The sequence below is a fragment of the Arthrobacter sp. P1_B11 genome, from assembly GCF_056406715.1.
The window spans coordinates 1-25,658 of the sequence record NZ_JBFTZQ010000031.1 but is presented as its reverse complement, the minus strand read 5'-3'; the positions used below and the strand labels follow the sequence as shown (position 1 = coordinate 25,658).

Here is a 25,658-nt window from a genome sequence, read left to right as displayed (position 1 = left end):
AATTCACATGACTGAGAAGAACACCCCGTTCCCGTCCGCCTCAATCCTCGGCTACCCCCGCATCGGCCGCCGCCGCGAACTCAAGAAGGCCGTCGAAGCCTACTGGGCCGGCAAGATCGACGCCGCCGCCCTCGACGCCGCAGCCAAGGAAATCCAGCTGGGCACGGCCAAGCGCCTGCAGGGCCTGGGCCTGACCGAAGCGGCCGCCGTTCCCGGCACGTTCTCCTTCTACGACCAGGTGCTCGACGCCGCTGCTCACCTCGGCGCCGTGCCGGCCCGTTTCGGCAACCTCCTCAACGCTGAGGGCCAGCTGGACATCGATGGCTACTTCACCCTGGCCCGCGGCAACAAGGACGAGCAGCCGCTGGAAATGACCAAGTGGTTTGACACCAACTACCACTACCTGGTGCAGGAAATCGGCCCGGAGACCAACTTCGCGCTGACCTCCAACCGCATCGTTGAAGAGTTCGAATACGCCCTGGCCAACGGTGTGGAGACCCGTCCCTACATCGTGGGGCCCGTCACCTTCCTGCTGCTCAGCAAGGCTTCCGACGACGCCCCGGCCGGCTTTAGCCCGCTGTCGCGCCTCGAGGATGTACTCCCCATCTACACCGCGCTGCTCGAGAAGCTGGCCGCTGCCGGCGCCAGCTGGGTCCAGCTGGACGAGCCGGCCCTGGTTGTCGACCAGGAAACCTCCGCGCAGGAGATCCAGGCCGCCGTTGCCCGCTCTTACGAAGTCCTCTCCGCGGCCGGCCAGCGCCCGCAGCTGTTCGTCTCCGCCCCGTACGGCGCCCTGAACGGCCAGCTCGGCACCCTCGCGGCCACCAACATCGACGCCCTGCACATCGACGTCTTCAAGGGCGCCGTCCCGTCCGCCGCAGCACTGGCGGCACTGGGCAGCAAGACCCTGGTTGCCGGCGTCGTGGACGGCCACAACATCTGGCGCAACGATCTTGCAGCCTCTGCCGACAAGATCGCCGAACTGAAGAAGTCGGTGGCCAAGCTGGCCATCAGCACCTCCACCTCCACCCAGCACGTCCCGCACGACGTCGAGGAAGAGGCACAGCTGTCCGAGCAGCTCCGCAGCTGGCTGGCATTCGCCGACCAGAAGGCCGTTGAGGTTGTGACCCTTGCCGGTCTGCTCACCGACGCCGCCGCCGTGCAGCCGGCCATCGATGAGGCCACCCGCATCATCGCCTCGCGCGCCGCCGCCGAGGGCGTCCAGCGCGCCGACGTCCGGGCCCGTACCGCCGCCCTGACCCCGGCCGACTTCAACCGCTCCGAGTACTCGGTCCGCGAAGCCGCCCAGGAAGAGGCCCTGCACCTGCCGCCGCTGCCCACCACCACCATCGGCTCCTTCCCGCAGACCTCCGAAATCCGTTCGGCCCGTGCCCGCAACAACAAGGGCGACCTCACCAACGAGCAGTACGAGCAGCTCATGAAGGACGAGATCAAGCGCGTCGTCGAGCTGCAGGAAGAGCTCGGCTACGACGTCCTGGTGCACGGCGAGCCCGAGCGCAACGACATGGTGCAGTACTTCGCCGAGAACCTCGAAGGCTTCGACGTCACGGTCCACGGCTGGGTCCAGTCCTACGGCTCACGCTGCACCCGCCCGTCCATCCTCTGGGGCGACGTCACCCGCAGCGCCCCCATCACGGTGGCCTGGGCCGAGTACGCCCAGTCGCTGACCAGCAAGCCGATGAAGGGCATGCTCACCGGTCCGGTCACCATCCTGGCGTGGTCCTTCGTCCGCGACGACCAGCCGCTGGGCGAAACCGCCAACCAGGTCGGCCTGGCGCTGCGCGACGAGATCGCCGACCTCGAAGCCGCCGGCATCAAGGTCATCCAGGTGGACGAGCCTGCCCTGCGCGAACTCCTGCCCCTGCGCAAGGCCGACCAGGCCGCTTACCTGGACTGGTCCGTGAACTCGTTCCGCCTGGCCACCGCCGGTGCCGCCGACGCCACCCAGATCCACACCCACCTGTGCTACTCCGAGTTCGGCGCCATCATCGACGCCATTGACGGACTGGACGCGGACGTCACCTCCATCGAGGCTGCACGCTCCCGCATGGAGGTCGTCCACGACCTCGAGTCCCACGGCTTCGGCCGCGGCGTCGGCCCGGGCGTCTACGACATCCACTCGCCGCGCGTTCCGGGCGAGCAGGAAGTCACCGAGCTGCTGAGCACGGCCGTCAAGCACGTTCCGTCCCGCCAGCTCTGGGTCAACCCCGACTGCGGCCTGAAGACCCGCGGCTACGCCGAGACCGAAGAGTCCCTGCGCAACCTCGTCGCAGCCACCAAGACGGTCCGCGCGGAACTGCTGGAAGCAGCAAAGTAGGAACCAGCAACCACGCACGGCGGCGGGCGGTCACCTTTTTGGTGACCGCCCGCCGTCGGCGTCTAATCATCGATTGCTGAGCAAACGCCGTTCTGAGCCCTCAAAAGGGCCGTTATGGAGCAATCGATTCGACTTGGGGATGGGTTCAGGACTCCCAGACGATTTCGTCGTCCACCACGCCGTCCTCATCCGCAGACGCCACGAGCAGTTCGTCAGTGAAATGGGAACCCAGTGTGAAGTCGAGGACGAAGTAGCGCTCGGGCTGGCCCGGGTAGATTCCCACGTGGCCCAGCTTCAGAGCCTTCAGGAACACCGCATTGGTGAGCTGGCTTTTGTCTGAGACGCCGAAGACCTTCTGCAGGTGCTCATCCTTGATGGCATTGCAGTGGAAGCGGAGATACTCCTGGGGGCTCGTCCCCTCCTGCTCCAGCTCTTCCGCGATCATCTCCCGGACCTCGTCCACGAGCTCGGGCAGGTAGCGCAAACGGTAGTCCACCTTGTGCATGGCCGCCTCATCGAAGTGGTCATGGGCGTTGATGTTGAGGTCCAGCTCAAGGCGTTGGCCAGCCACCTCGTGCTCCGCGGCGACGTTATGGTCCCGGCCGTGGTTGAGCTCGATCTCTCCGAAGTGCTGGCTCGCTACCTTGGTGGTCATATCTTCAACATAGACCCGAAAAGCGGTGCATTCCAGCTTCGGGGATTATTTATCTGGAGACCCCAGGCTGCCCAGCGTGTCAGCCAGCAGGTCCACGAAGAGCTGAACCCGGGCGGTCTTCTTGTCGTTGATCAGCAGTGCGAAGACGTTGCGGGCCAGCCTGATCTCCGGGACGTCCAGCACCACCACGCCGGCCGGCCGGTGGCGCAGCGCAAGCTCAGGTACCAGTGCGGCGCCCAGCCCGGAGGCCGCCATTTCAAGGCTGGCGTGGAAGTCATCGCTGTAGGCCACCACGCGGGGGTGCAGGTTGCAGCTGGCGAAGAGCCGTTCGATCACCGTGGCGTCGCTCGTGCCCGGGTGGTGCATGATCCAGGGCATGTCGGAGAGGTGGTCCGCGGCCACTTTGGCCTCAGTGCGGAAGCCCCATCCGGTGGGTAGGACCACCCGGAAGTTGTCGTCGCCGATCCACTGCCGGTTGATGGTGTGCGGCCACGCCAGCCCGGACTGGCCCACCTGGTACACGAGCGCCACGTCCACGTCGCCGCCTGTACGCAGGCCCTGGATGGTCTGGGCGGGTTCGGCCACGGAAACCCGGAGGTCGATGCCGAGACCTTTCCACGCCGGATTCTTCAGGATCCGCGGGAGGACGTAGGTGGCAAGGCTGGGAAAGATTCCGAGCCTCAGCTCCTGGCTGGTGGTGTCGTGGGTTTTGGACGCGGCGGCCATCAGCGCCTCAATGTCGGTGAGGACCTTGGCCGCGTGGCGGGCCATCACCAGGGCGGCATCGGTGGGCACCACGCTCCGTGCCGAACGCTGGAACAGGTGCACTCCCGTGTCCCGTTCGAGGGCCGACATCTGCTGGGAAACGGCCGAGGCCGTATACCCGAGCCTGCTCGCCGCGGCCGCGAAGGATCCCAGCCTGGTGACCTCCAGCAAGGTCCTCAAATGTACGGGGTTAACCACCAGCTCACCTTACTCTCGGTACCGTTTACCAGCGAAAAAATTGCCCACCCATCCGTGTGACTGATGGCTCCGAATAGCCCCTGAGTAGTCAATCAGCGGCAGCTGTTCAGCAAAGGAGCAAAGATTGTCACCCAGCCCAGCACGGAGTGGAGACGAGAGCCGGCGCATCGCCGTCGTCGGCAGCGGGGTGGCGGGCCTGACGGCCGCGCACATCCTCAGTCGGCGTGACCACGTCACCCTCTTCGAGGCGGAAGCCAGGCCCGGCGGCCACGCCCACACCCACGACGTCCCACAGACTTCGGGGACGCTCGCCGTGGATACGGGCTTCATCGTGCACAACAACCGCACCTACCCCAACCTCATCCGGCTGTTCGGCGAACTGGGTGTCGAAACGCAGGATTCGGACATGACCATGAGCATCAGGTGCGACGGCTGCGGCCTCGAGTACGCCGGGGCCAGGGGAGCCGCCGGCGTCTTTGCCCGGCCAGCCAACCTGCTGCGTCCCCAGTACCTGCGGATGCTGGCCGAGATCCTGCGCTTCTGGCGAAAGGCGCGCGCACTACTGTCCTCCGCCGCCCCAGAAGACGGCGGCGAGGAAACGCTGGGCGCCTTTCTGGACCGGGAAAAGTTCAGCGATTACTTCACAGCCCACTTCATGGCGCCGGTGGTGAGCGCCGTGTGGTCCTGCGACCCGACGACCGCGCTCGCCTATCCGGCACGGTATCTCTTCACCTTCCTGGATCACCACGGCATGCTCGGCATTAAGGGTTCGCCGCAGTGGAAGACCGTGAAGGGAGGCTCGCGCAGTTACGTTGACCGCGTGGTCGCGGGTTTGCAGGAGGTCCGCCTCGGCAGCCCCGTGCTGGCGGTGCGTCGCACCGGATCCGGCGTGGAAATCACGACGGCGGCCGGCACCGAAGAGTTCGACGCCGCCGTCATCGCCGCGCACCCGCGCGAGGCACTGGCCATGATGGCGGAGCCGACGCCGGACGAAGTCAGGATCCTGGGCGACATGTCCTATTCTGTGAACCACATCAAGTTCCATCGTGATCCCGCCGTTCTGCCGCGCACGGAAGCGGCCCGCGCGTCCTGGAATTACCGGCTTCCTTCCTGCGGGGCCCGCCCGGACCACGTGCTGGTCAGCTATGACCTCACCCGCCTCCAGCGGCTCAGCCCGGACGACGGCGGCAGCTATATCGTGAGCCTTGGCGAATCCGACCTTATCGAACCGGGAGCCGTACTGCAGGACCTCGTCTATGAGCACCCCCAGTACACGCCGGAATCTGTGACTGCGCAGGGCCGCCTTGGTGAACTCGGCGATTCCCGGCTCGCGTTCGCCGGCGCCTACCACGGCTGGGGCTTCCATGAGGACGGTGCAGCGTCCGGGGTTCGGGCGGCAGCGCTGCTGGGCCGGGACTGGGAAGCGCCCGCTGACCGGCACGAGGTGCTGGAAGCCGGGCGGCCGGCGGAGCTTGTCCCATGACGGCGGCCATCTACCGCACCAGCATCCGCCACGTGCGGCGGGATCCGCTGGAGAACGCCTTCACCTACCGAAGCTACAGCTGGTTCGTGGATCTTGACGCGTTGCCCCTGCTGCCCTGGTGGCTGCGTCCGCTCGCCGGCTTCCATGCCAAGGACCACCTGGGGGACCCGGCGGCCAGCATCCGGGAGAACGTTGACCGCTTCCTCGCCGTTAACGGTGCGAAGCCCGACGGCGGCAAGGTCACCATGCTGGCCAACGCCAGGGTGCTGGGACAGGTCTTCAACCCCATCAGCCTCTTCTGGTGCCACGGCGCTGACGGCGCGCTGCACGCCGTGATCGCCGAGGTCCACAACACCTATGGCGAACGGCACTGCTACCTGCTGCATCCGGATGAGGCCGGACGTGCCAGGACCGACAAGGACTTCTACGTCTCCCCGTTCAACGAGGTGGACGGCAGCTACCGGATGAACCTGCCTGAACCTGACGGGAACCTCGCCGTCGCGGTGGTGCTTGAACGTGCCGGGCGCAAGCCGTTTACCGCCGCCATGACCGGGGTAGGCCAGGCCGCCACTCCGCGCAGCATCCTCGCCGCGGCGCTCGCCGTTCCGTTGGCACCTCTCCGCCTTGTGCTGCAGATCCATTGGCAGGGAATCAAACTCTGGGCCCGCGGATTGCCCATCATCAACCGCCCCCACCACCCATCACAGGAGGCAGTCTCATGACACTCACAGACCCGACCTACCAGGGAAACGCATCCGGTCCGTTCCGGATCCCGGCTGCTCCGGCGGCCATCGACGCCGAGGTGTGGCCCGGCGTCGCCCGTCCTCCTGCAGGAGCGAAGGCGGCCCTTGCCGGCAAGGCGGCCGGCGCGCTGTTCAGGGGTGCCGCCCGGCGGCTGCCGCTGCGCATTGAGTACCCCGACGGGTCCGTGCTGGGGACCGGGGACGCCGGCTCGCCGGTGATGACCATGGTCAGGCCGGAGGATTTCGACGCCCGCATCGGCGATAACGGCCTGATCGGGCTGGGGGAGTCTTTCATGGCCGGGGACTGGGAGGCGTCCGACCTCGCCGGCGTCCTGGAGGTCTTTGCCTCCTCTCTGGACACGCTCATCCCGGTGCCGCTGCAGAAGCTGCGCAGCCTTTACCTGCCGCGGGCGCCGCGCCAGGAACGCAACACGGAGCAGAACACCCGGGGCAACATCTCGCGCCACTACGATCTCTCCAACGAGCTCTTCTCCAACTTCCTGGACACCACCATGAGCTACTCCTCGGGGCTGTTTGCCGCCGGAGCCGGCCCGCTGCCGGAAGTCGGCTGGGATGCACTGGCCTCCGCCCAGCAGGCCAAGATCGACAGGCTGCTGGACAAGGCCGGGGTGGGCCAGGGGACCCGGCTCCTGGAGATCGGCACGGGCTGGGGTGAGCTCGCCCTACGCGCCGCTGCCCGCGGCGCCACCGTGTACACGGTGACGCTGTCCAGCGAGCAGCAGGCGCTGGCACAGCAGCGCATCGAGGAAGCCGGTTACTCAGGCCGGGTCACGGTGGCCCTGCAGGATTACCGCGCGGTGGAAGGCGAGTACGACGCCGTCGTCTCCGTCGAAATGATTGAAGCGGTGGGCTATGAGTACTGGCCGGTCTACTTCCAGACCATCGACCGGGTGCTGGCTCCCGGCGGCAAGGTGGCCATCCAGGCCATCACCATGCCGCACGGCCGCATGCTCGCCACGCGGAATGCCTACACCTGGGTGCACAAGTACATCTTCCCCGGCGGGTTCCTTCCTTCCGTGCGGGCGATCGAGAGCGTCACCGAGCAGCACACCACGCTCCGTGTCCGGGAACGCCGGGGGATGGGTGACCACTACGCGGCCACGCTGCGGCTGTGGGAGGAGCGGTTCCTGGTCCGCTCCCGCGAAGTGCGGGAGCTCGGGTTCGACGAAGTCTTCCAGCGGATGTGGCTGTTCTACCTGTGCTACTCGCGGGCCGGTTTCCAGTCCGGCTACCTGGACGTGCAGCAGATCGTCCTGGACCGCCGGGAGGCACAGCTCTAGATTTGCCGTTTCCTTAATCACAAGGAGGGGCCCGGAAGCATGCTTTCGGGCCTCTTCTGCGTGCCCCGGACCACAATTCCTGGCCTGCGCGGGCACGTTCGACACGCCGTCTTCCGCACGACACGCAGGCGTTTAAATGTGTCTAAGTACTCCACAGGGTGTGGATTTCGTCCTCGAAAAAGCCGGAAATCCGGACATTTTGGCGACCCTTGCCTGTGGATTAAAAGTGCATTAAATGACATACTTGTAATACATCATCTAGGGGTTCCGCTGGGGGCCTTGCACTACATGTAGTATCGACATACAGATTGAGCGGGAGACCGGCGCAGCCAGTATCGGACAGGGATTTCAGTTCCAGGCCGATTCCAGTTCCAGGCCAGAGTCCACCGCAACGATGAACAAAGACTTCAAGCAAGACAAGACGTCAAGAGTACAGAAGCAGTGACTTCGACAAAGGGGACAGGGACCATGACCGTTACGGTTTACACGAAGCCGGCCTGTGTTCAGTGCAACGCAACCTACCGCGCGCTGGATAAGAAAGGCATCACCTACCAGAGCGTGGACATCTCCCAGGACGCGGACGCCCTCGAGCGCCTGAAGTCATTGGGATACATGCAGGCTCCGGTTGTCGTGACGGACCAGGACCACTGGTCAGGCTTCCGCCCGGACAAGATCGAAGAGCTGGCGCTGAGCGCCGCCGCTTCGGTGGCCTAGGCTTCATCCGCCGTTTCCGGCAAAGAACTTTACGTAGATGAGGTGACCCCCATGGCAGCGCCGGCACTTGCCGATGCGCCGTTCGCAGCGGATGTTGCGAATACGACGCCCATGAACCGGACATCCAGTCACCTCATCTACTTCTCCTCGTCCTCCGAGAACACCAAGCGCTTCATCGACAAGCTGGGTACGGACGCCGCCAGGATTCCGCTGCATCAGAAGGACCAGCCGCTCACGGCTTCCGAGCCGTTTGTGCTGGTACTCCCGACGTACGGCGGAACCGGCGGCGAAGGCTCCGTACCCAAGCAAGTCATCAGGTTCCTGAACAACCCGCTGAACCGCAGCCTGCTCAGGGGCGTCATCGGGGCGGGAAATACGAATTTCGGGGACAACTACTGCATGGCGGGGGACATCATCGCTGCCAAGTGCCAGGTCCCGCACCTATATCGTTTCGAACTCATGGGGACGCCGGAAGACGTCGACCGTGTACAAAAAGGATTGGAAGAGTTTTGGACACGACTGTCGCAGACACAGAAGTAACCAGGTCCGAAGGAAGGGACACGCCCATGGATTCGGTCGCCGGTGCGGTTGAACAGCAGGAGAAGCCGGCACTGCCCGCCGCCTACAAGGGCCTGGGCTACCACGAGCTCAACGCCATGCTGAACCTGTACGGTCCCAACGGCGAGATCCAGTTCGAGGCGGACCGTGAGGCCGCCCACCAGTACTTCCTGCAGCACGTGAATAACAACACGGTCTTCTTCCATGACCTCGAGGAGAAGCTCGACTACCTGGTGAAGAACCAGTACTACGAGCGCGAGACTCTCGACCAGTACACGATGAACTTCATCCGTGAGCTCTACAACCGCGCGTACAAGAAGAAGTTCCGCTTCGAGACCTTCCTGGGCGCGTTCAAGTTCTACACGTCCTACACGCTGAAGACGTTCGACGGCAAGCGTTTCCTCGAGCGCTACGAGGACCGCGTTTGCATGGTGGCCCTGCACCTGGCCCGCGGCGACGAGCAGCTGGCGCTGCAGATGGTTGACGAGATCATCGAGGGCCGCTTCCAGCCGGCCACCCCCACGTTCCTGAACGCCGGTAAGCGCCAGCGCGGCGAGCTGGTCTCCTGCTTCCTGCTCCGCATCGAAGACAACATGGAGTCGATCGGCCGCTCCATCAACTCGGCCCTGCAGCTGTCCAAGCGCGGCGGCGGCGTGGCGTTCGCGCTGACCAACATCCGCGAGGTTGGCGCGCCCATCAAGCAGATCGAGAACCAGTCCTCCGGCGTCATCCCCGTGATGAAGCTCCTCGAAGACAGCTTCTCCTACGCCAACCAGCTCGGTGCGCGCCAGGGTGCCGGCGCCGTGTACCTGCACGCCCACCACCCGGACATCTACCGGTTCCTGGACACCAAGCGCGAGAACGCGGACGAGAAGATCCGCATCAAGACCCTCTCGCTCGGCGTCGTGATCCCGGACATCACCTTCGAGCTGGCCAAGAAGGACGAGGACATGTACCTGTTCTCGCCGTACGACGTCGAACGGGTCTACGGGATGCCGTTCTCCGACGTCTCGGTCACCGAGAAGTACTACGAGATGGTGGACGATTCCCGGATCAAGAAGACCAAGATCAAGGCCCGAGAGTTCTTCCAGACCCTCGCCGAGATCCAGTTCGAATCCGGCTACCCGTACATCATGTTCGAGGACACCGTGAACCGGGAAAACCCGATCGACGGCAAGATCATCATGTCCAACCTGTGCTCCGAGATCCTCCAGGTTTCGCAGCCCACGACGTACCATGACGACCTGTCCTACGACGAGACCGGCAAGGACATCTCCTGCAACCTGGGGTCGCTGAACATCGCGAAGACCATGGATTCGCCGGACTTCGGCCTGACCATCGAGACGGCCATCCGCTCGCTCTCGGCTGTTTCGGACATGTCCAACATCACGTCGGTTCCGTCCATCGCCCGCGGCAACGACCAGAGCCACGCCATCGGCCTGGGCCAGATGAACCTGCACGGCTACCTGGCCCGCGAGCGGGTTCACTACGGTTCCGAAGAGGGCCTGGACTTCACCAACATCTACTTCTACTCGGTGGTGTACCACGCGGTCCGTGCCTCGAATAAGCTGTCCATCCAGACGGGCCAGACGTTCGGCGGGTTCGAGAAGTCCAAGTACGCCTCCGGCGAGTTCTTCGACAAGTACACGAACCAGGAATGGGTCCCGCAGACCGCCAAGGTCGCGGAACTGTTCAAGAACATCCACATCCCCACCCAGGATGACTGGCGCGAGCTGAAGGCTTCCGTCATGGAGCACGGCATCTACAACCAGAACCTGCAGGCCGTCCCGCCGACGGGCTCGATCTCCTACATCAACAACTCCACCTCCTCGATCCACCCGGTGGCGTCCAAGATCGAGATCCGCAAGGAAGGCAAGCTGGGCCGCGTGTACTACCCGGCGCCGTACCTGACGAACGACAACCTGGAGTACTACCAGGACGCGTACGAGATCGGCTACGAGAAGGTCATCGACACCTACGCCGCTGCCACGCAGCACGTGGACCAGGGCCTGTCCTTGACGCTGTTCTTCAAGGACACCGCCACTACGCGCGACATCAACAAGGCCCAGATCTACGCCTGGAAAAAGGGCATCAAGACCATCTACTACATTCGTCTCCGCCAGCTCGCGCTGGAAGGGACCGAGGTGGATGGCTGCGTCAGCTGCATGCTTTAAGATTCAACTAAATTGTGACAGTACGACGGCGGGCAGCCGCCCGCCGTCGTACGCTTAACTTAACGAAGAACCCAACTTTTAGGGGATGACATGACCGAAAAGGTCAAGCTGCTTAGCCACGTCGAGGCGATCAACTGGAACCGCATCCAGGACGACAAAGACGTGGACGTCTGGAACCGCCTGGTCAACAACTTCTGGCTCCCGGAGAAGATCCCGCTGTCCAACGACGTCCAGTCGTGGGCGACGCTGACCCCAGACGAGCAGCAGCTCACCATGCGCGTGTTTACCGGCCTTACCCTGCTGGACACCATCCAGGGCACCGTCGGGGCCGTCAGCCTGATCCCGGACGCGATCACCCCGCACGAAGAGGCCGTCTACACGAACATCGCCTTCATGGAGTCCGTGCACGCGAAGAGCTACTCCTCCATCTTCTCCACACTGGCCTCTACCAAGGAGATCGACGAGGCGTTCCGCTGGTCCACCGAAAACGTAAACCTTCAGAAGAAGGCCCAGATCGTCATGGACTACTACCAGGGCGACGATCCGCTGAAGCGTAAGGTGGCCTCCACGCTGCTGGAGAGCTTCCTGTTCTACTCGGGCTTCTATCTGCCGATGTACTGGTCCTCACGGGCCAAGCTGACCAACACGGCCGACCTGATCCGCCTGATCATCCGCGATGAGGCCGTGCACGGCTACTACATCGGCTACAAGTTCCAGAAGGGCCTCGAGGGCCTGTCCGAAGAGCGCAAGCAGGAGATCAAGGACTACACCTTCGAGCTGCTCTTCGAGCTGTACGAAAACGAAGTCCAGTACACACACGATCTCTACGACTCCGTCGGCCTGGCCGAGGACGTCAAGAAGTTCCTGCACTACAACGCCAACAAGGCGCTGATGAACCTGGGCTACGAGGCCATGTTCCCGGCTTCCGTCACCGACGTGAACCCGGCCATCCTCTCCGCGCTGTCGCCGAACGCGGACGAGAACCACGACTTCTTCTCGGGTTCGGGTTCGTCTTATGTCATTGGCAAGGCCGTCAACACTGAGGATGACGACTGGGACTTCTAGTCTGCTGTGAGATGTCGACCTAAGCTGTGAGATGTCGACCTAATTGGAAGAATCGCTTCCTATTTGGAAGAAACTCGTCGCCTAGTTGGAAGACTTCCAATTAGGCGTGAGACCGGAAGCTAGTTAGCGATTCACCGGATAACTGGCTCATCGCAATCGGGAGTGTAGTTGGGGTCCGAATTCGTTCGCTTCGAGCAGGCTGCGCGCGGTGGCAGACTGTGGTCAGGCCAAGGGCGTTGAAGGTTGCGTAGGACGCATTGAGTCCTTCGGGCGGCCAGTGTAGCAACTTCCATCATTGGAAACGTCGACTCTACCGGGCACCGACACACCACGCCCCGGCCACACGGCGAAAAGCCACTTTTAGGAGAAAGCGTTGCCGCTCCCCACTGACATATCAGTTCCAGGCGCGTTGACGCCGATTGAGTTTCGAGCAGGTCTATCTACAGTTATCGTTGGCGCCAACAGGTCCGGTAAAACAAAATTGGCGGTTGAGTGCGAACGGCAGCTCGGGGTCACTAGGCACCGTATCTCGGCGCAGCGGATGCTAGCGATTGATCCGTCAATCGAAAAAATCAGCGAGGAGGCTGCCCGAGGTCAGCTCCGTTACGGATACGCTAAACCGAGCGAATATGGCAGCCTAGAAGTAGCGCGTGACAACCAACGATGGGGCGGAGCTCAACCTCGCTTCATACTTAACGATGCAGGCGCCCTACTTCAAGTGCTCTTCGGAGAGCAAGCGAATACGGCTGTTAGCGCCTACAATGCCGCTGCGGATGGCGTTCCGATCGCAAGCGGCGATACTTTGATGCGCAAGTTGAAAGCGATTTTCCATTGGGTGTTGCCAAACCGCGAGTTATACATCAAGGCTGACCACATCACGGTTTCTCCCGTTACAGACGAGACAGTCGGCGAGCCTTACAGCGTCACTGAAATGAGTGACGGCGAATAAGCGGTTTTTATATGATCGGCCAAACGCTGGTCGCCGACCACAGCTCAGTCTTCATCATGGACGAGCCCGAGATTCACGTTCACCGCTCCATCCTCGGCCGTCTTTGGGACGAATTGGAAGCCGCGCGTCCAGATTGTGCCTTTCTCCTGATCACGCACGATTTAGAGTTCGCAGCATCGCGCGCCGGCAAGAAGCACGTAGTGCGGAGCTATGCACCCACTACCGGTTGGGTCATCGAAAACGTGCCCGAGGCGGCAGGCTTCAGCGAGGATCTCGTGCCATTGATTCTTGGCAGCCGCAAACCGATCCTTTTCGTCGAAGGCGAACAGGGCAGCCTCGACCTTGCCTTCTACCGCGCTTGTTATCCCGCCTGGACGGTCGTGCCTCGCGGCGGTTGCGAAGGCGTGATTCACTCGGTCGTCACCATGCGGCGCAATGCAGCGTTCACCCGAATCCAGTGCGCTGGATGGTTGACGCGGACGGCCACGACGAAAGCGACCGTGCGAATCTCGCTGCCCACGGCATCCAAATACTGCCCGTGGCGGAGATCGAGAACCTTCTCCTGCTCCCTACTGTCTCGCGCGCGATCCTAGAGATGAACGACCTCGAAGGGAATGAGTTAGAAACGAAACTCGCTGAGCTAAAGGCAGCAATCCTCGCCGATGCAACGATCGAGAAAAACGTGAGTGAGGTTGTCCTGAGCTATTGCCGTCGACGCATCGACAGAATGCTCAAGCAGATTGACTTCTCAGCGGACAAGTCGATCGCGGACCTCACTACCAGTTACGCCGCCCGGACGGGCGAGCTGGACGTCTCCGAGCTCGCCTCCGATATAGAAACGAAGATAGCCGCCGCTGTTAGCGCCGGTGACCTCGCCGCTCAGCTGGCGGTTTACGATCGCAAGAAGCCCCTTTTGGCACTGGCATCGTCCCACCTCCGCAACTGGAAGGTCGAGGTGTTCAGTGCTTGGACTACGCGCGCTATTCAGAGTACGCGTGACGACCGACTTCGCCGAGCCATTAGCTGCGTAATTCCGGACGTCACTGCCTTTTGAAAACGCTTGGCCCTCATCCAAGGTGAATTTGGTGAATTCGAGATTTGACTATCGATAAAGGTGACTCGCAGGAAGCTTGATGCGCTCCGAAAACCTGCGTGCCGATGAAAGAACCGGGCACGAGCCCTTTTGACCAGCCGGCCGCCGGCGTAGGCAAGGGCTTGTTCGACGCCCGCCTGTTCCTGCGCGTGGAGCTGGCCTCGTGTCGTCCAACAAAGGCGCCGACCACGCCAGGAATGTGCTGGTCAATGAGATCGAAGAAGCTGAACTTCGATTCCTGCCAAGGGATATGACGCTCGCGCCGAACCGGTCAGGAACTAACCAGCTGGTGGTGCAGCCAGACGCTCTCATCACTTCTCCAGGCTCTTTTGTCCTTGTTGAGGCCAAGCGTGTTCGATCGAGTTCCTTCCAGCCAGAGCAGCTGGCAAAGGAATATGTGGCAACGATGGCGCATGTAGCTACACGCACTCCTCGGGCTTCGAGGAAGCCCATCTCCGGGCAGCCCTCCGTGCTATCGCAGGGAAACACCCCGCCTGGGGCTGGCGGAAGGCCCGCTGGCACCTGCTGGCCCAGTCCGAGTGGGACGGCGTGGTGCTGAACAGGAAGCGCGTGCGCCGGCTCTGGCGCGATGAAGGGCTGGCCTGTAAACCCAGGGCGCGGAAGAAGCGCCGCACCGGGCCCGCCGGGGAGCAGAAACGGCTCATAGCCGAGTATCCGATGCATGTGGTCAGCTTCGACTTCCAGTCCGACGTGACCTCCTGCGGCTGGCACATCCGGTCCTTCAACGTCATCGACGAATACACGCGCACCGCGCTGGCCATCATTCCGTGCCGGCCTTTCAAGGCCTCGGACGTGGTCGCGGTGCTGGAGGACGTCATCGACGAAACCGGCACCGCTCCGACCTACGTCATGTGTGACAACGGGCCGGAATTCACTGCCGCCCGCGCTACTCGAGTGGTGCAATACCGCCGGGGTCGACACCGCATTCATCGACGCGGCACCCTGCCAGAACGGCTTCATCGAGTCCTTCAACGCCCAATTCAGAAGGGAACAACTCTCCGGAGAAATCATGGACACCATGTCCGAAGCGAAGTATTTGGCCGAGGAATGGAAAGCTATCTACAATCATGAACGGCCCCACGGATCCCTGGACGGCATGACACCGAAACGCGACTGGGAAACCTGGACGCAAGAAAACCAATTAGCTATCGCATAGGCGCTGGACTGCTAACGGGGCCAAACCAGTGCCTTGAACTGTCGAACGATTAGGGCCGGGGTGAAGACTTCGACGATGAGCTCCGCTTCGGAATCCTCTGAGCGTCTGACCGCGGTCTCCGCAGGTCGGGGGCCCAGATCAAGCGGATGAAGGTCCTCGGTGGTTTGGCGCGTTCCAAGGGATGGATTGACCAGTTGTTGTCGTATTCTCAGACCAGATAGGCCGAAGAGGGGCGGTCCTGGTGGACCGCCCCTCTTCTTTCTTATTCCCGCGCCCAAGAAAACCTGGATCAACCAACCAAACGAAACCTCAAACTGTCACAGACAGCGTGATCTATTCCCGAATCCCGCGAAGGTCAGTTGGCCGCTTGGTTCCACCGGCAAGCCAACCGAGACGACCTACAATCCCAGCCACCAGACCGCCGTGCTGTGAGGCATTTACGAAATCGAGAGGTTGGCGCTGACGCTCCACTTGGACCAATCCGTCCAGATGTCAAGGTCTCTCGAGCCTTCCTGGATGGCAGCCTTGTGGAAGACTTCCTCGTTTCCGGGCTCCCCGTTGACGAGCGTGCGGACGTTGTTGATGATCAGCGTCTTGCCGGCCCCAACATGGTATTTCCATGACGATGCACCCAAGAAATCGTTGCCGTCGAAGGGGGGCCAATACGTGTAGTCATCTTCCCAACGTTCTTGCTTGATGTTCACGTCCCGGGCCTTCTCGCAGTACACCTTTATCTTGTAGTTGACCTTCGTGACCTTGTAAATGGTGTATCCAGCGAATTCGGGCTTCAGTGCTTTGACCGTGCAGACAGTTTTGGTGGTGGCTGCCTGGGCCGGGGCGGCCAAGGCGAAGGGAACGGTTGTCAGTGCGAGCGAAGCCGCGGCTATGAGAGCAATTTTGCGGCGTGCAGTGCGGGATTCTTTTGTTGGTGTTCCTTTGGAAAACATGATTAACGCTCCTGGGTGATGATCGGGTGGACGTCCTTGGCTCATGTGTCACATAGCGATGGCAGCAGCCGTGTCGGTCCTAATTGGTTGGAATTGGATAAACCTCGAGAGGCCCAAGTTCCGTTTCCGGATTCGTTTAATCCGGTAACTCCATGTTGCGTCGGCGTGGGAATTGGGCACTTCCGTGCCAGCACGGTTTCCGAGAAGCAGGCTCCCCGGAAACGCCCCGCGGCGACGGTGTTCCGAATCCGCCCCTGTCGTGCACAACCCTATTGACGAGCTGGGCAGTGGGACGTGGAGACTGGCCAGCCCCTCGGCCAACCGGCCGACCGATCGGTGAACCGCTGATTGGACATAAGAACAGGGTGGTCAGTGTGGCGTTTAGCCCCGATGGGAACCGGATTGCCTCCGCCAGTGCCGACGGCACCGTCCGGCTGTGGCCAGGGCCCCCAGTCTGGCCAGACGTGCTATGTGCAAAGCTCACCCTGAACATCAGCCACGAACAGTGGCGTGAGTGAGTCTCACCGGGCATCGATTTCATCGAGGTTTGCCCGAGCATGGCCGTTCCTGCTGGCAGCACGACGGCCAGTCATGTCGCGGAAACCGGGCTGCCCCAGCGGTAGGTATCGGCAGGAATATCCTGAGGAATGCAGGAAAGTAAGGGGGCCCAATCACCTCACATGGGGCGCGACGAATGTCCCAATTTTCGTAGCACTGCAGCGCTTCAAAAAGAATGTCTCAGCAACAGGGAACCACACGCGCTGCCCGGCCCCTCCTATCACGGCCGGTACGCCTGCAACCTCCACCGGCAGGGGAAACGAGAGCCTTCCCATGCTGTAAATGGTCCACCTGAGCACCGCACTGCAATGACCAGTTCAAGTCGCCCCGAAACCTCATCGTGATTGCTTGAGGAACACTACCGCCGGGCGCTTGCAGGGACCCTGCTTCTCGGAAAAGCGTGCTGGCACGGTAGTGCCCAATTCCAACGCGGACGCAACATAGAGCTACGGGGTTACACGGATCCGGAACCGGAACTTGGGCCCTCGAGGTTTATCCATTTCCAATCAATCAGGAACCGACCCTTTCTAGTCACGGGAACATCAAAAATGATAAGCATCATGTTTCGCGGCGCCGGCGATGCCCCAGGCCTCCCCGGCGGACCAGCTCTCGCCATCCCCACCAGCCCCGGGTCCGCCACAGTCAACGCGGCGAGGGTTCGACAGCCTAGAACCCCGGCATCAAACACCATGCCGGGCTCCTGCAGCCTGGCCGCGCAGGAGCGGGTCAGGGATGCCGCGTATGACGCGGTCGAGAAGGTCCTGAACAGCCTGTTTCAGCCATTGAGCCCGCAGGCCCTCGCAACACGGTGGAACGATGCTGCAGACGCCATGACGAAACACCTTGAAATAAAGAACATCGGCCGATAGAAATTAGTCGATGGAAACAGAATTGGACTTACGCCATGCAGAACCCGGCGATGCCGAAGAGCTCGGGGACCTTCACCCCCGGTGCCGGCGCGAAGCGTATGCTGGCCTGCTGTCGGCAAACTTCTTCGAGCAGCAGAACCCCGCGGACCGCATTGCGCAGTGGTCCCAAATTCTCACGGGACCACATGCTGCCCGGCATTGGGTCGCCGTGCATGACGGACGCCTGATCGGATTTTCTGGCTCCATACCCCCGGCACAAGCTCAGTCACCGAGCTCTGGGGCATCTATCTACTCTCCGCTTATCACGGTTCTGGGCTCGGACAACGGCTCCTGGAGGCCACCATTGGCACGGAAAATGCGATGCTGTGGGTGGCCCAAGACAACCCGCGAGCCCAAGCGTTTTATCGACGTAACGGCTTTAGCCCCAATGGTACGAGAAAGGTCGTCGAAGACTGGGAAGGAATTCCTCTAATCCAGATGAGCCGCTGATACATATTGTCCGAAGCCAGAGAGACGCAAGTTGCGACTGCAAAGCCTAGTTTTGAGACGACTGTACACATTCCTGCACTCATTTCGGCCCTGGAAGTCGCAAGCGCAACAACCTTCCAGATCCTCGGTCACCGCAGTCGAAGGAGCAGGTGGTCTCAGGTGAACGAACAAGGCACTGGCAAGGCACCCGGATCCAGGTCGCGGGACTTTGGATCACGGCATGCAGCGTCGCCCCGCCGCTGCTCCGAACCGTGTTCGACGTGCTCGAAGTTATGGGACGGTGAGCGGCTGGAGATGCTGGGCGTTCCAAGTGCCAGAGCGTTTCGCAACCCCGTCGGTACCCTGCCGATTCATCGCAATTACAGATTCTGCAAAGTTTTGAACTACTGGAACGCCGGTTATCGACGTTGAAATATCGCCAGAAACGCGGGGGATAAAACGCTTTCCGACGGGGCCGGGGTGTGTTCTCCGCGGGAGCCGGAAAAGGACGTCCCCGCATCCACGCCGCGGTGCATCAAACAGCCGCGCAAAAGCCCGTGGCGCTCTCTGGCTTGATTAGAGCTTTGCAGGAGCGCAACTGGCCCGCAATTCCGAGCGCTTGGCGGAACAGATTGATTGTAGGCACCAATCCCGATTCGTCGATCTGTCGAAGGATGAACTCAGAGGACTAGACGCCTGCAGCTTTTCCATAGAGGAATCCCAGCAGCCTAACGGAGTTCCTGGGTTTCAGGTGATTTCCCTACGAGGCAGCTCACGCTCACCAGAAACTCCATACATGATTTTAATTCTTGCGGGTCGCCGGCGATAGCCCTCGACGAGACTCACGAATAGTGCTCGCGAAATGGGGTGCGTGCCTCATTTTGGAAATGCTCGCGAAACGGGTCCGGCTCCGGGTGCTGCTGGGACCATGATGGATGGGCCAGGGGTTGTCGTTGTCAGCGCGCAGGGAGATCACCAGGGCGTCCGCGGGGGAGTATGCGCGGGCGACGAAAAAGGGCAAGGGGCAGATTCTGGATGATCTCGTCGCTGTCACTGGCTGGTCCCGGGCCAATGCCCGCCGCGCCCTGTCCACGGCGCTGAAGCGTAAGACTCCGGTCCGGAAGGCGCGGCGGAAGCCTCGGCCCCGGACCTATGGATATGACACGCTGACGGCGCTGATCAGGGTTTGGCGGCTGGCCGGCATACCCTCGGGCAAGTATCTCGCGGCGACGATGGGACCGTGGCTGCCGAAGCTGGAGGCCTGCGGTGAGCTGAAGAACGTGCGGTTCAGCCCCGGAGTCCCGGACCAGCTGATGGCCGTCTCCGGGGCAACGATCGCGGACCGTCTGCCGTTCCCGCTCACAGGCCTGGACACCGATAACGGCGGGGAGTTCATCAACCATGCCATCGTCGGCTGGGCAACGGCACGGGACATCTACTTCACCCGGGCCAGGCCCTACAAGTCCAACGACAACGCCCATGTGGAGCAGAAAAAATGGGGGCATCGTGCGCCGGCACGCCTTCCACTACCGGTACGACACCACCCTGGAACTGCAGCTCCTGAACGAGCTCTACGCCCTGGTGCGGATCCGGTTCAACATGTTCACCGCCACGAAGAAGGCCGCCGGCTGGAGGGAGAACCGGAACGGGCACAAGACCCGCAGCTACGATCGGCCCCAAACCCCCTACCAGCGGGTCACTGACTCCGGTGTGCTCACACCAGGGAAAGCCGCCGAACTCGAGGCCCTATTCAACGCAACAAATCCCGCCAATCTCACCCGCGGAATCACGGACATCCAGCTCCAGCTCATCAACCCGCCGCCGACAAGACCCAGGCAATGCGCCCGTCTCCCACGCGAGCAAAAATACGTGAGGCACGCACAACCGTTTCACGAGCATCTTGACGTGAGGCACCACGGATGGAGCCTAGGGCGTCCTCGCCGACTTAACCGGATTAGGCGTCGTGCGGTGTGACATGCAAACAGGAGCGGAGTGCGGGAACTCCAGCCAGGGAACTCCCTATTCGTCGGGTTCGTAGTGTGATTCGAATCTTTCGGCGGTCATCGCGTAGCCATCGGTGCCGTCTTCGTTGTTGAACACGACGACGTCGCCCCTGTTGTAGTGTGTGCGGCCTTCCTTGGTCACCACGCTGCCGGCTTCTGGGGCAGCCTCAGCCCAGACCGGGGTGCATTTCACATAAGCACCCCGATGGAGCTGGAGGTAGGTGGCGGCGAAGACATCAGCGTCGACTGTGTGGATGTCGCCGTCGTCGTCCACCAGCCAGTCCCCGGGTTTGCACTGCTGTTCGCCGCCCCACTTGCGGTAGCTGAATCCTTCGGTGTCCAGGCGCAAAGGAATGGCGACCACGTACTGGTCCGGAAGGCGCCTGTAGCGACGGAGCTCCCTCATAAAAAGTCCCCTTTCCGTTCACGCCTGCGGCAGGTCAAAAACCCCACCAAAATCAGTTTCCCGCATATCCCGTGCCGCGGCCAGCCTGCCCAGCCGGTGGAGGACCTCCATATTTCCGGGGACATCCATGGCGCTCAGCGAGGTGACGAAGTCCATTGCGGCAAGGGTTCCGTCCAGGCTGCGGACACTCGCCGGACGCAGGTCCACGTTATAACGCAGGTAACTCATCAACGGGGCACCGTTTAGAAGATCACCCTCCAGCTCCCCCAATTCCCGGTCGATCATCCTCGCGGTAGGGCTGGCGGACATCCACTGCAGCATCGTCTCCTGCAGCACGGCACAGTCCTGCAGCACGGACTTCAGCGCCCGCACGGCGTGACTTGCGGTCAGCTTTGCCTGGCTGACGGCAGGATCCGCCGCGCCTGTGCCGACCGATACCAGCAGCAGCTTCTCGGCACCGGTCTCCCAGCCCACGCGGTAGCCCTCCAAAGAGGCGTACATGAGCGCCTGCAGGGCAGGATTGTTGAAGGGACTGACACCACCGTCGACGAAGCTGCCGGTCACCGGGCTCACATTGCGTCCGCCCGTGATGGTGATGGTTTCCGGTTCGAAAAAGGACGGCGCAGCCGTGGAGGCCCGGACAACCTGCCAGAGAGGATAGTCCCGGTTACCCATCCTGCCGCTGGCCCCGGCAACAAAATACTTGCCGCTGGGATTGTTACTCACCGGCCACGGACTGCCGCTGTCCAAGCGCTTGATGACCACCAGTAATCCGGTCAGCAGCTCGGAGCCGCCCAAGGTGGTGTCCGTACCGAAGACATCCTTCAACTCCGCAACCAGGGCCTGCTCGTCGTACCTGGCGCGGAGAAGAACTTGGCGCAACCGGCTTTTCTCAAACACCCGCCACCCGAGGCTGAAATACTTCTCAGTGAGTTCGCCGACGCTCAAGCCCTGGGCGAGAGCCGCCGCGATGATCGCCCCGGTGGACGTGCCCGCTATCAGGTCAAAGTAATGGCAAAGACGAAAGTCATCACCGCTGCCGTGGCGTTCCCGCAAGAGGTCCTCTATCTTTTCCAGTATTCCGAGGCTCAACACGCCCCGCAACCCGCCACCGTCAAGTGCAAGAATGCGCTTGGGCCTGCCATCACAGCGGAAGTGCTCGTCCCGGTTCAGTATGCGATAAGGCATCTGGACGCCTCTTCTCATGTCGAGCTGCGTAACACCATGCTAGCTGGACACGGTTTGGTAGTCAGGGCCGTGCGCTTGACCATCGGGCGGAAACCGTCCTCAGGGCTGGGGCTGCCGATCCGCGAAGGTGCGTTCGTTACAGGCTAGACTCCACGAAGCCGGCTCCGGTCCTTCCAATTGGAAGCGTACTTTGGCGTCCGGAGATGCTCCATTGTGCGGATCCATGACCCTTGAAGCGCGTGACACGCGGGGAGGACTATTGACTATAGGCAGCCGCCGGATCGTTGATACTCGGACCGACGGGACGGAGGCTGGCCCGAGGGGCCGCGGAGCTGCGGCAGTGAACTTCGGGTGGCTGGGTGATTCGCTTCCACGGGCAGGAGACATTGTGTACGCAGCACAAGGCGGCCGGCGCCAACCTCGTCGGCGTGTGGTTCTACAGCGGTGCCGGCCGGATCATAGGACGTTTCTGATGCGAAGCCGTTCGTCTTTACAGCAGTGGATTACGGTGCAGGCATGTCACGTGTTTTCTTGAGTCATTCCAGCCGGGACACTTGGCAGGCGGTTGCGTTAAAGCGGTGGTTGGTGCGGCAGGACCCTGGTCTTGCGGACGAGATATTCCTGGACCTTGATCCAGTGACGGGTATTTCGCCCGGTGAGCGGTGGAAGGAGGCCCTGCTCCGGGCCAATGAGCGGTGCGAGGTGGTGATCTGCCTGCTCTCTGCCAGCTGGGAGGCCTCCCGCGAATGCATGGCCGAGTACCGGACCGCGGAGAATCTGGGAAAGCTGATTCTGTGTGCCCGGCTAGAGCCTCTGGAGGAGGAAGGCGTCACCGGCGAATGGCAGCGCTGCGACCTCTTCGGCAACGGACCCACCACCGAAATTCCAATTGACGGTCAATGCAGTCCTGTTGTTTTTCTCACGGACGGCCTCCGGCGGCTGCACCAGGGGCTGCGCCGTGCAGGGATCGGGGCCGAGCACTTCGCCTGGCCGCCGCCGCAGGATGCTGGGCGGTCCCCCTTTCGGGGGTGGGAACCGTTCGAGGAAGCCGACGCGGCGGTATTCTTCGGCCGGGACGGACAGATCGTGCGCGGTTTGGATGCACTGCGCACCATGCGCAGCTCCGGTGTCGAGTCGCTGTTCGTGATCCTGGGTCCGTCGGGTGCGGGCAAGTCCTCGTTCCTGCGGGCGGGGCTGGTGCCGCGGCTGCGGCGTGAGGACCGGCAGTTCCTGGTGCTGAACACCGTGCGCCCCGAGCGCAACCCGCTCACCGGGGACCGCGGCCTCGCCTGCGCGGTCCATGCCAGTCGCATCCGTCTGGGACTGGACACCCCCACCCTGGGAGCTATCAAGGATGCGTGCACTCGCGTCGACACGGCACAACTGAAGGAGTGGCTGGCCGAAGCCCGGCAGGCGGCCGCCGAACGGCTGCTGGAGGTGCCGGTCGGGGCGTCGCCGCCCACCCTGGTCCTACCGCTGGACCAGGCCGAGGAGCTCTTCAGTGCCGATGCCGGCCCCCAGGCGCACCGGTTCCTTGATCTGCTTGCCGGTCTGCTGGACCACGAAGTCGGGACCGTGCCGGCGTTAATTGTTGCCGCAACGGTCCGTTCGGACTTCTACGAACCATTGCAGACCGCACCTGAGCTGGCCGGGCTTAAGAGCGTCGTCTTCGACGAGCTCAAACCTATGCCGGTCGCACGGTTTAGGGAGGTCATCCTTGGCCCGGCAGCCCGTGCCACCGGCGCGGGGAGACCACTGGAAGTAGAGACTGTTTTAGTGGACCGGCTGCTGGAAGAAAGCATTCAGGGCGCGGACACCCTTCCGTTGCTCTCGCTGACCCTGGCACGCCTGTACCAGGACTACGGCGGCGACGGGGATCTCCGTCTTGCCGAATACCATGCGATGGGTGGAATGCAGCAGGTGGTGCAACACGAGATCGACACCCTGCTGTCGCCGGGCCCTGCAGTGCGGCGGGGCCAGCTGGAGCTGCTGAAATCTGCGTTCATTCCCTGGCTGGCGACCATCAACCCAGACAACGACCAGCCGGTTCGCCGGATCGCCCGCCTGTCCGATCTACCGAACGACGCCCGGCCACTCATAGATGCCATGGTGGCCCGGCGTTTGTTGGTCGGGGACGAGCGCCTCGGGGAGACCGTGATCGAAGTAGCTCTGGAGAGCCTGCTGCGCCAATGGCAGGATCTGGCCGGGTGGCTGGCCAGCGAGCAGGAGGACCTCAAGGAGGCCGACAACCTCGAACGCGCCGCAGCCGCTTGGGAACGCAGCGGCCGCAATGAGGCGTGGCTCTTCGAAGGAGAAAGGCTGACTCGTGCCGAGACACTCTTCGGAAGACCAGGATTCCGGGAACGGCTGGACCCTGCCCGCGAGTTCCTCCGCGCCTCCCGAAGCCGGGAAGAGGAACGGCTCGCAACTGAGAAGAAACGGCAGGATGCCGAATTACGGGCGGCCCGCGACAAGCAGGAAGTGGCCGCAACGCACGCCGCGGATTTACGGAAACGATCTCGCATACTCAAGATCGTCCTATCATCAGCGGTCGTTATCACCATGGTCGCCGCGGCTGGCTTCGTGTGGGCCTCCTTTGCAGAGCGCGAGGCCACCGCGCGCGACCGCGAGGCCACTGCTCTTCGGCTTGTATCGGAAGGGCTGTCCATGCTCGAAGGGACCCGCGGCGGCGGCGATGCAAACGGTCTAAAGCGCATCCTCGCCGCGCAAGCGATTGCCTCGACAGCGGGAGGCGAAAGCGCATTACTAAGCGCCGTTAATATGAACCGTGAACTGCAAAAAATCATAGAAACGGCGACCAAAATCAGTAGTACAGCGTTCAGCCCGGACGGCAACCGGATAGTCGCCAGCGGTGCCGACGGCACATTGCGGCTGTGGGATGCTGCGACGGGCCGGGCTCTCGGGGAGCCGATGACCGGACACACGGGGGTGGTGACGAGTGTCGCGTTCGGCCCCGACGGGCGCCGGATCCTTTCGGGGGGTAATGACGGCACATTGCGGCTGTGGGATGCTGCGACGGGCCGGGCTCTCGGGGAGCCGATGACCGGACACACGGGGGTGGTGACCAGTGTCGCGTTCGGCCCCGACGGGGGCCGGATCCTTTCGGGGGGTAATGACGGCACGGTTCGGGAGTGGGATGCTGCGACGGGCCGGGCTCTCGGGGAGCCGATGACCGGACACACGGGGGTGGTGACGAGTGTCGTGTTCGGCCCCGACGGGCGCCGGATCCTTTCGGGGGGTAATGACGGCACGGTTCGGGTGTGGGATGCTGCGACGGGCGGGGCTCTCGGCGAGCCGATGACCGGACACAAGGATGCGGTGACGAGTGTCGCGTTCGGCCCCGACGGGCGCCGGATCCTTTCGGGGGGTAATGACGGCACGGTTAGGGTGTGGGACCCGGAGACCGGCCGGGCCCTCGGCAAGCCGATGACCGGAAACAAGCGTGGTGCGGTGACGAGTGTCGCGTTCAGCCCCGACGGCCGCCGGATCCTTTCGGGGGCTAATGACGGCATATTGCGGCTGTGGGACGCTGCGACGGGCCGGGCCCTCGGCGAGCCGATGACCGGAAACAAGCGTGGTGCGGTGACGAGTGTCGCGTTCAGCCCCGACGGCCACCGGATTCTTTCGGGGGCTAATGACGGCACGGTTCGGGTGTGGGACCCGGAGACGGGCCGGGCCCTCGGCAAACCGTTGACCGGACACAGGGATGCGGTGACGAGTGTCGCGTTCAGCCCCGATGGGCACCGGATCGTTTCCGGCAGTACCGATGGCACGATAAGGCGTTGGGAGGCGGAGACGGGCCGGGCCCTTGGCAAACCGTTGACCGGACACAGGGATGCGGTGACGAGTGTTGCGTTCAGCCCCGATGGGCACCGGATCGTTTCCGGCAGTACCGATGGCACGATAAGGCGTTGGGAGGCGGAGACGGGCCGGGCCCTTGGCAAACCGTTGACCGGACACAGGGATGCGGTGACGAGTGTTGCGT

The 25,658-nt window shown here is 62.6% G+C and carries 22 protein-coding genes and 1 pseudogene; 17 read left to right on the top strand and 6 right to left on the bottom strand.

Features of this window, described 5'->3' with window-relative positions:
• Positions 1–7 precede the first annotated feature (7 nt).
• Complete coding sequence (gene metE / locus AC1D14_RS19235; RefSeq protein WP_476969028.1) at positions 8–2,338, top strand: 5-methyltetrahydropteroyltriglutamate--homocysteine S-methyltransferase; 2,331 nt, start codon at positions 8–10, stop codon at positions 2,336–2,338.
• 145 nt (positions 2,339–2,483) lie between these two features.
• Here the strand turns inward: metE and AC1D14_RS19230 are convergent, their stop codons facing one another.
• Positions 2,484–2,993, bottom strand: coding sequence for a DUF2004 domain-containing protein (locus AC1D14_RS19230; protein ID WP_476969027.1), 510 nt, complete (start codon positions 2,991–2,993; stop codon positions 2,484–2,486).
• Between the two features lie 45 nt (positions 2,994–3,038).
• Positions 3,039–3,956 carry a LysR family transcriptional regulator gene (locus AC1D14_RS19225; RefSeq protein WP_230119616.1) on the bottom strand — a complete coding sequence of 306 codons (918 nt, stop codon included), beginning with the start codon at positions 3,954–3,956 and terminating at the stop codon, positions 3,039–3,041.
• A gap of 124 nt (positions 3,957–4,080) precedes the next feature.
• On the opposite strand from AC1D14_RS19225, the gene AC1D14_RS19220 reads away from it, so the two are divergent.
• From AC1D14_RS19220 to AC1D14_RS19170, 11 genes and pseudogenes are all read left to right on the top strand, one after another.
• Positions 4,081–5,439 carry an NAD(P)/FAD-dependent oxidoreductase gene (locus AC1D14_RS19220; RefSeq protein WP_230119615.1) on the top strand — a complete coding sequence of 453 codons (1,359 nt, stop codon included), beginning with the start codon at positions 4,081–4,083 and terminating at the stop codon, positions 5,437–5,439.
• A complete protein-coding gene (locus tag AC1D14_RS19215; RefSeq protein WP_476969026.1) occupies positions 5,436–6,161 on the top strand; it encodes a DUF1365 domain-containing protein in 726 nt (241 codons plus the stop codon). The genes AC1D14_RS19220 and AC1D14_RS19215 overlap by 4 nt, the downstream gene beginning before the upstream one ends.
• A complete protein-coding gene (locus tag AC1D14_RS19210; RefSeq protein WP_230119613.1) occupies positions 6,158–7,483 on the top strand; it encodes a class I SAM-dependent methyltransferase in 1,326 nt (441 codons plus the stop codon). Before AC1D14_RS19215 ends, AC1D14_RS19210 begins: the two co-directional genes overlap by 4 nt.
• 468 nt (positions 7,484–7,951) lie before the next feature.
• Complete coding sequence (gene nrdH, locus AC1D14_RS19205) at positions 7,952–8,197, top strand: glutaredoxin-like protein NrdH (RefSeq protein WP_056625338.1); 246 nt, start codon at positions 7,952–7,954, stop codon at positions 8,195–8,197.
• A gap of 111 nt (positions 8,198–8,308) precedes the next feature.
• Positions 8,309–8,737 (top strand): class Ib ribonucleoside-diphosphate reductase assembly flavoprotein NrdI, encoded by a 429-nt coding sequence (gene nrdI / locus AC1D14_RS19200; RefSeq protein ID WP_230119642.1) that lies wholly within the window; start codon positions 8,309–8,311, stop codon positions 8,735–8,737.
• Between the two features lie 26 nt (positions 8,738–8,763).
• Positions 8,764–10,929, top strand: coding sequence for a class 1b ribonucleoside-diphosphate reductase subunit alpha (gene nrdE / locus AC1D14_RS19195; protein WP_476881399.1), 2,166 nt, complete (start codon positions 8,764–8,766; stop codon positions 10,927–10,929).
• Between the two features lie 90 nt (positions 10,930–11,019).
• Positions 11,020–11,994 carry a class 1b ribonucleoside-diphosphate reductase subunit beta gene (nrdF, locus tag AC1D14_RS19190; RefSeq protein WP_024368367.1) on the top strand — a complete coding sequence of 325 codons (975 nt, stop codon included), beginning with the start codon at positions 11,020–11,022 and terminating at the stop codon, positions 11,992–11,994.
• A gap of 541 nt (positions 11,995–12,535) precedes the next feature.
• The gene (locus AC1D14_RS19185) at positions 12,536–12,943 is read left to right on the top strand and encodes a hypothetical protein (protein ID WP_476969025.1); all 408 of its coding nucleotides are present in this window, start codon (positions 12,536–12,538) and stop codon (positions 12,941–12,943) included.
• A gap of 11 nt (positions 12,944–12,954) precedes the next feature.
• Positions 12,955–13,536: a hypothetical protein gene (locus tag AC1D14_RS19180; protein WP_476969024.1), complete on the top strand. Its 582-nt coding sequence runs from the start codon at positions 12,955–12,957 to the stop codon at positions 13,534–13,536.
• The gene (locus AC1D14_RS19175; RefSeq protein WP_476969023.1) at positions 13,482–13,997 is read left to right on the top strand and encodes a hypothetical protein; all 516 of its coding nucleotides are present in this window, start codon (positions 13,482–13,484) and stop codon (positions 13,995–13,997) included. The genes AC1D14_RS19180 and AC1D14_RS19175 overlap by 55 nt, the downstream gene beginning before the upstream one ends.
• Before the next feature lie 477 nt (positions 13,998–14,474).
• Positions 14,475–15,213 (top strand): annotated as a pseudogene (locus AC1D14_RS19170) (IS3 family transposase); the annotation flags it as partial.
• Positions 15,214–15,650: 437 nt separating this feature from the next.
• Here AC1D14_RS19170 and AC1D14_RS19165 read toward each other — a convergent pair.
• Complete coding sequence (locus AC1D14_RS19165) at positions 15,651–16,160, bottom strand: hypothetical protein (RefSeq protein WP_230119609.1); 510 nt, start codon at positions 16,158–16,160, stop codon at positions 15,651–15,653.
• A gap of 152 nt (positions 16,161–16,312) precedes the next feature.
• Between AC1D14_RS19165 and AC1D14_RS19160 the strand changes: the two genes are divergently transcribed.
• Entirely contained in the window at positions 16,313–16,678 is a 366-nt protein-coding gene (locus tag AC1D14_RS19160) for a WD40 repeat domain-containing protein (protein ID WP_354962162.1), read from the top strand.
• Between the two features lie 600 nt (positions 16,679–17,278).
• Positions 17,279–17,587, top strand: coding sequence for a hypothetical protein (locus AC1D14_RS19155; RefSeq protein WP_230119608.1), 309 nt, complete (start codon positions 17,279–17,281; stop codon positions 17,585–17,587).
• Positions 17,588–17,615: 28 nt separating this feature from the next.
• Here the strand turns inward: AC1D14_RS19155 and AC1D14_RS19150 are convergent, their stop codons facing one another.
• Entirely contained in the window at positions 17,616–17,801 is a 186-nt protein-coding gene (locus tag AC1D14_RS19150) for a hypothetical protein (RefSeq protein WP_230119607.1), read from the bottom strand.
• A gap of 17 nt (positions 17,802–17,818) precedes the next feature.
• Between AC1D14_RS19150 and AC1D14_RS19145 the strand changes: the two genes are divergently transcribed.
• The gene (locus AC1D14_RS19145; protein ID WP_354962164.1) at positions 17,819–18,076 is read left to right on the top strand and encodes a GNAT family N-acetyltransferase; all 258 of its coding nucleotides are present in this window, start codon (positions 17,819–17,821) and stop codon (positions 18,074–18,076) included.
• Between the two features lie 932 nt (positions 18,077–19,008).
• Complete coding sequence (locus tag AC1D14_RS19140; RefSeq protein ID WP_476969022.1) at positions 19,009–19,758, top strand: hypothetical protein; 750 nt, start codon at positions 19,009–19,011, stop codon at positions 19,756–19,758.
• A gap of 316 nt (positions 19,759–20,074) precedes the next feature.
• Here the strand turns inward: AC1D14_RS19140 and AC1D14_RS19135 are convergent, their stop codons facing one another.
• Both AC1D14_RS19135 and AC1D14_RS19130 read right to left on the bottom strand, forming a co-directional pair.
• The gene (locus AC1D14_RS19135; protein ID WP_230119605.1) at positions 20,075–20,464 is read right to left on the bottom strand and encodes a hypothetical protein; all 390 of its coding nucleotides are present in this window, start codon (positions 20,462–20,464) and stop codon (positions 20,075–20,077) included.
• A gap of 18 nt (positions 20,465–20,482) precedes the next feature.
• Positions 20,483–21,652, bottom strand: coding sequence for a patatin-like phospholipase family protein (locus tag AC1D14_RS19130; protein WP_476969021.1), 1,170 nt, complete (start codon positions 21,650–21,652; stop codon positions 20,483–20,485).
• Between the two features lie 585 nt (positions 21,653–22,237).
• Here AC1D14_RS19130 and AC1D14_RS19125 point away from each other — a divergent pair.
• Positions 22,238–25,658 (top strand): nSTAND1 domain-containing NTPase (locus AC1D14_RS19125; RefSeq protein WP_476969020.1); only part of this gene is annotated, 3,421 nt, incomplete at its 3' end.

Coding starts and splice junctions, on each gene's coding strand:
- metE (WP_476969028.1), top strand. CDS start 8: ATGACTGAGAAGAACACCCCGTTCCCGTCCGCCTCAATCCTCGGCTAC.
- AC1D14_RS19230 (WP_476969027.1), bottom strand. CDS start 2,993: ATGACCACCAAGGTAGCGAGCCAGCACTTCGGAGAGATCGAGCTCAAC.
- AC1D14_RS19215 (WP_476969026.1), top strand. CDS start 5,436: ATGACGGCGGCCATCTACCGCACCAGCATCCGCCACGTGCGGCGGGAT.
- AC1D14_RS19210 (WP_230119613.1), top strand. CDS start 6,158: ATGACACTCACAGACCCGACCTACCAGGGAAACGCATCCGGTCCGTTC.
- nrdH (WP_056625338.1), top strand. CDS start 7,952: ATGACCGTTACGGTTTACACGAAGCCGGCCTGTGTTCAGTGCAACGCA.
- nrdI (WP_230119642.1), top strand. CDS start 8,309: ATGAACCGGACATCCAGTCACCTCATCTACTTCTCCTCGTCCTCCGAG.
- nrdE (WP_476881399.1), top strand. CDS start 8,764: ATGGATTCGGTCGCCGGTGCGGTTGAACAGCAGGAGAAGCCGGCACTG.
- nrdF (WP_024368367.1), top strand. CDS start 11,020: ATGACCGAAAAGGTCAAGCTGCTTAGCCACGTCGAGGCGATCAACTGG.
- AC1D14_RS19185 (WP_476969025.1), top strand. CDS start 12,536: ATGCTAGCGATTGATCCGTCAATCGAAAAAATCAGCGAGGAGGCTGCC.
- AC1D14_RS19180 (WP_476969024.1), top strand. CDS start 12,955: ATGATCGGCCAAACGCTGGTCGCCGACCACAGCTCAGTCTTCATCATG.
- AC1D14_RS19165 (WP_230119609.1), bottom strand. CDS start 16,160: ATGTTTTCCAAAGGAACACCAACAAAAGAATCCCGCACTGCACGCCGC.
- AC1D14_RS19160 (WP_354962162.1), top strand. CDS start 16,313: ATGTTGCGTCGGCGTGGGAATTGGGCACTTCCGTGCCAGCACGGTTTC.
- AC1D14_RS19155 (WP_230119608.1), top strand. CDS start 17,279: ATGTTTCGCGGCGCCGGCGATGCCCCAGGCCTCCCCGGCGGACCAGCT.
- AC1D14_RS19150 (WP_230119607.1), bottom strand. CDS start 17,801: ATGCACGGCGACCCAATGCCGGGCAGCATGTGGTCCCGTGAGAATTTG.
- AC1D14_RS19135 (WP_230119605.1), bottom strand. CDS start 20,464: ATGAGGGAGCTCCGTCGCTACAGGCGCCTTCCGGACCAGTACGTGGTC.
- AC1D14_RS19130 (WP_476969021.1), bottom strand. CDS start 21,652: ATGCCTTATCGCATACTGAACCGGGACGAGCACTTCCGCTGTGATGGC.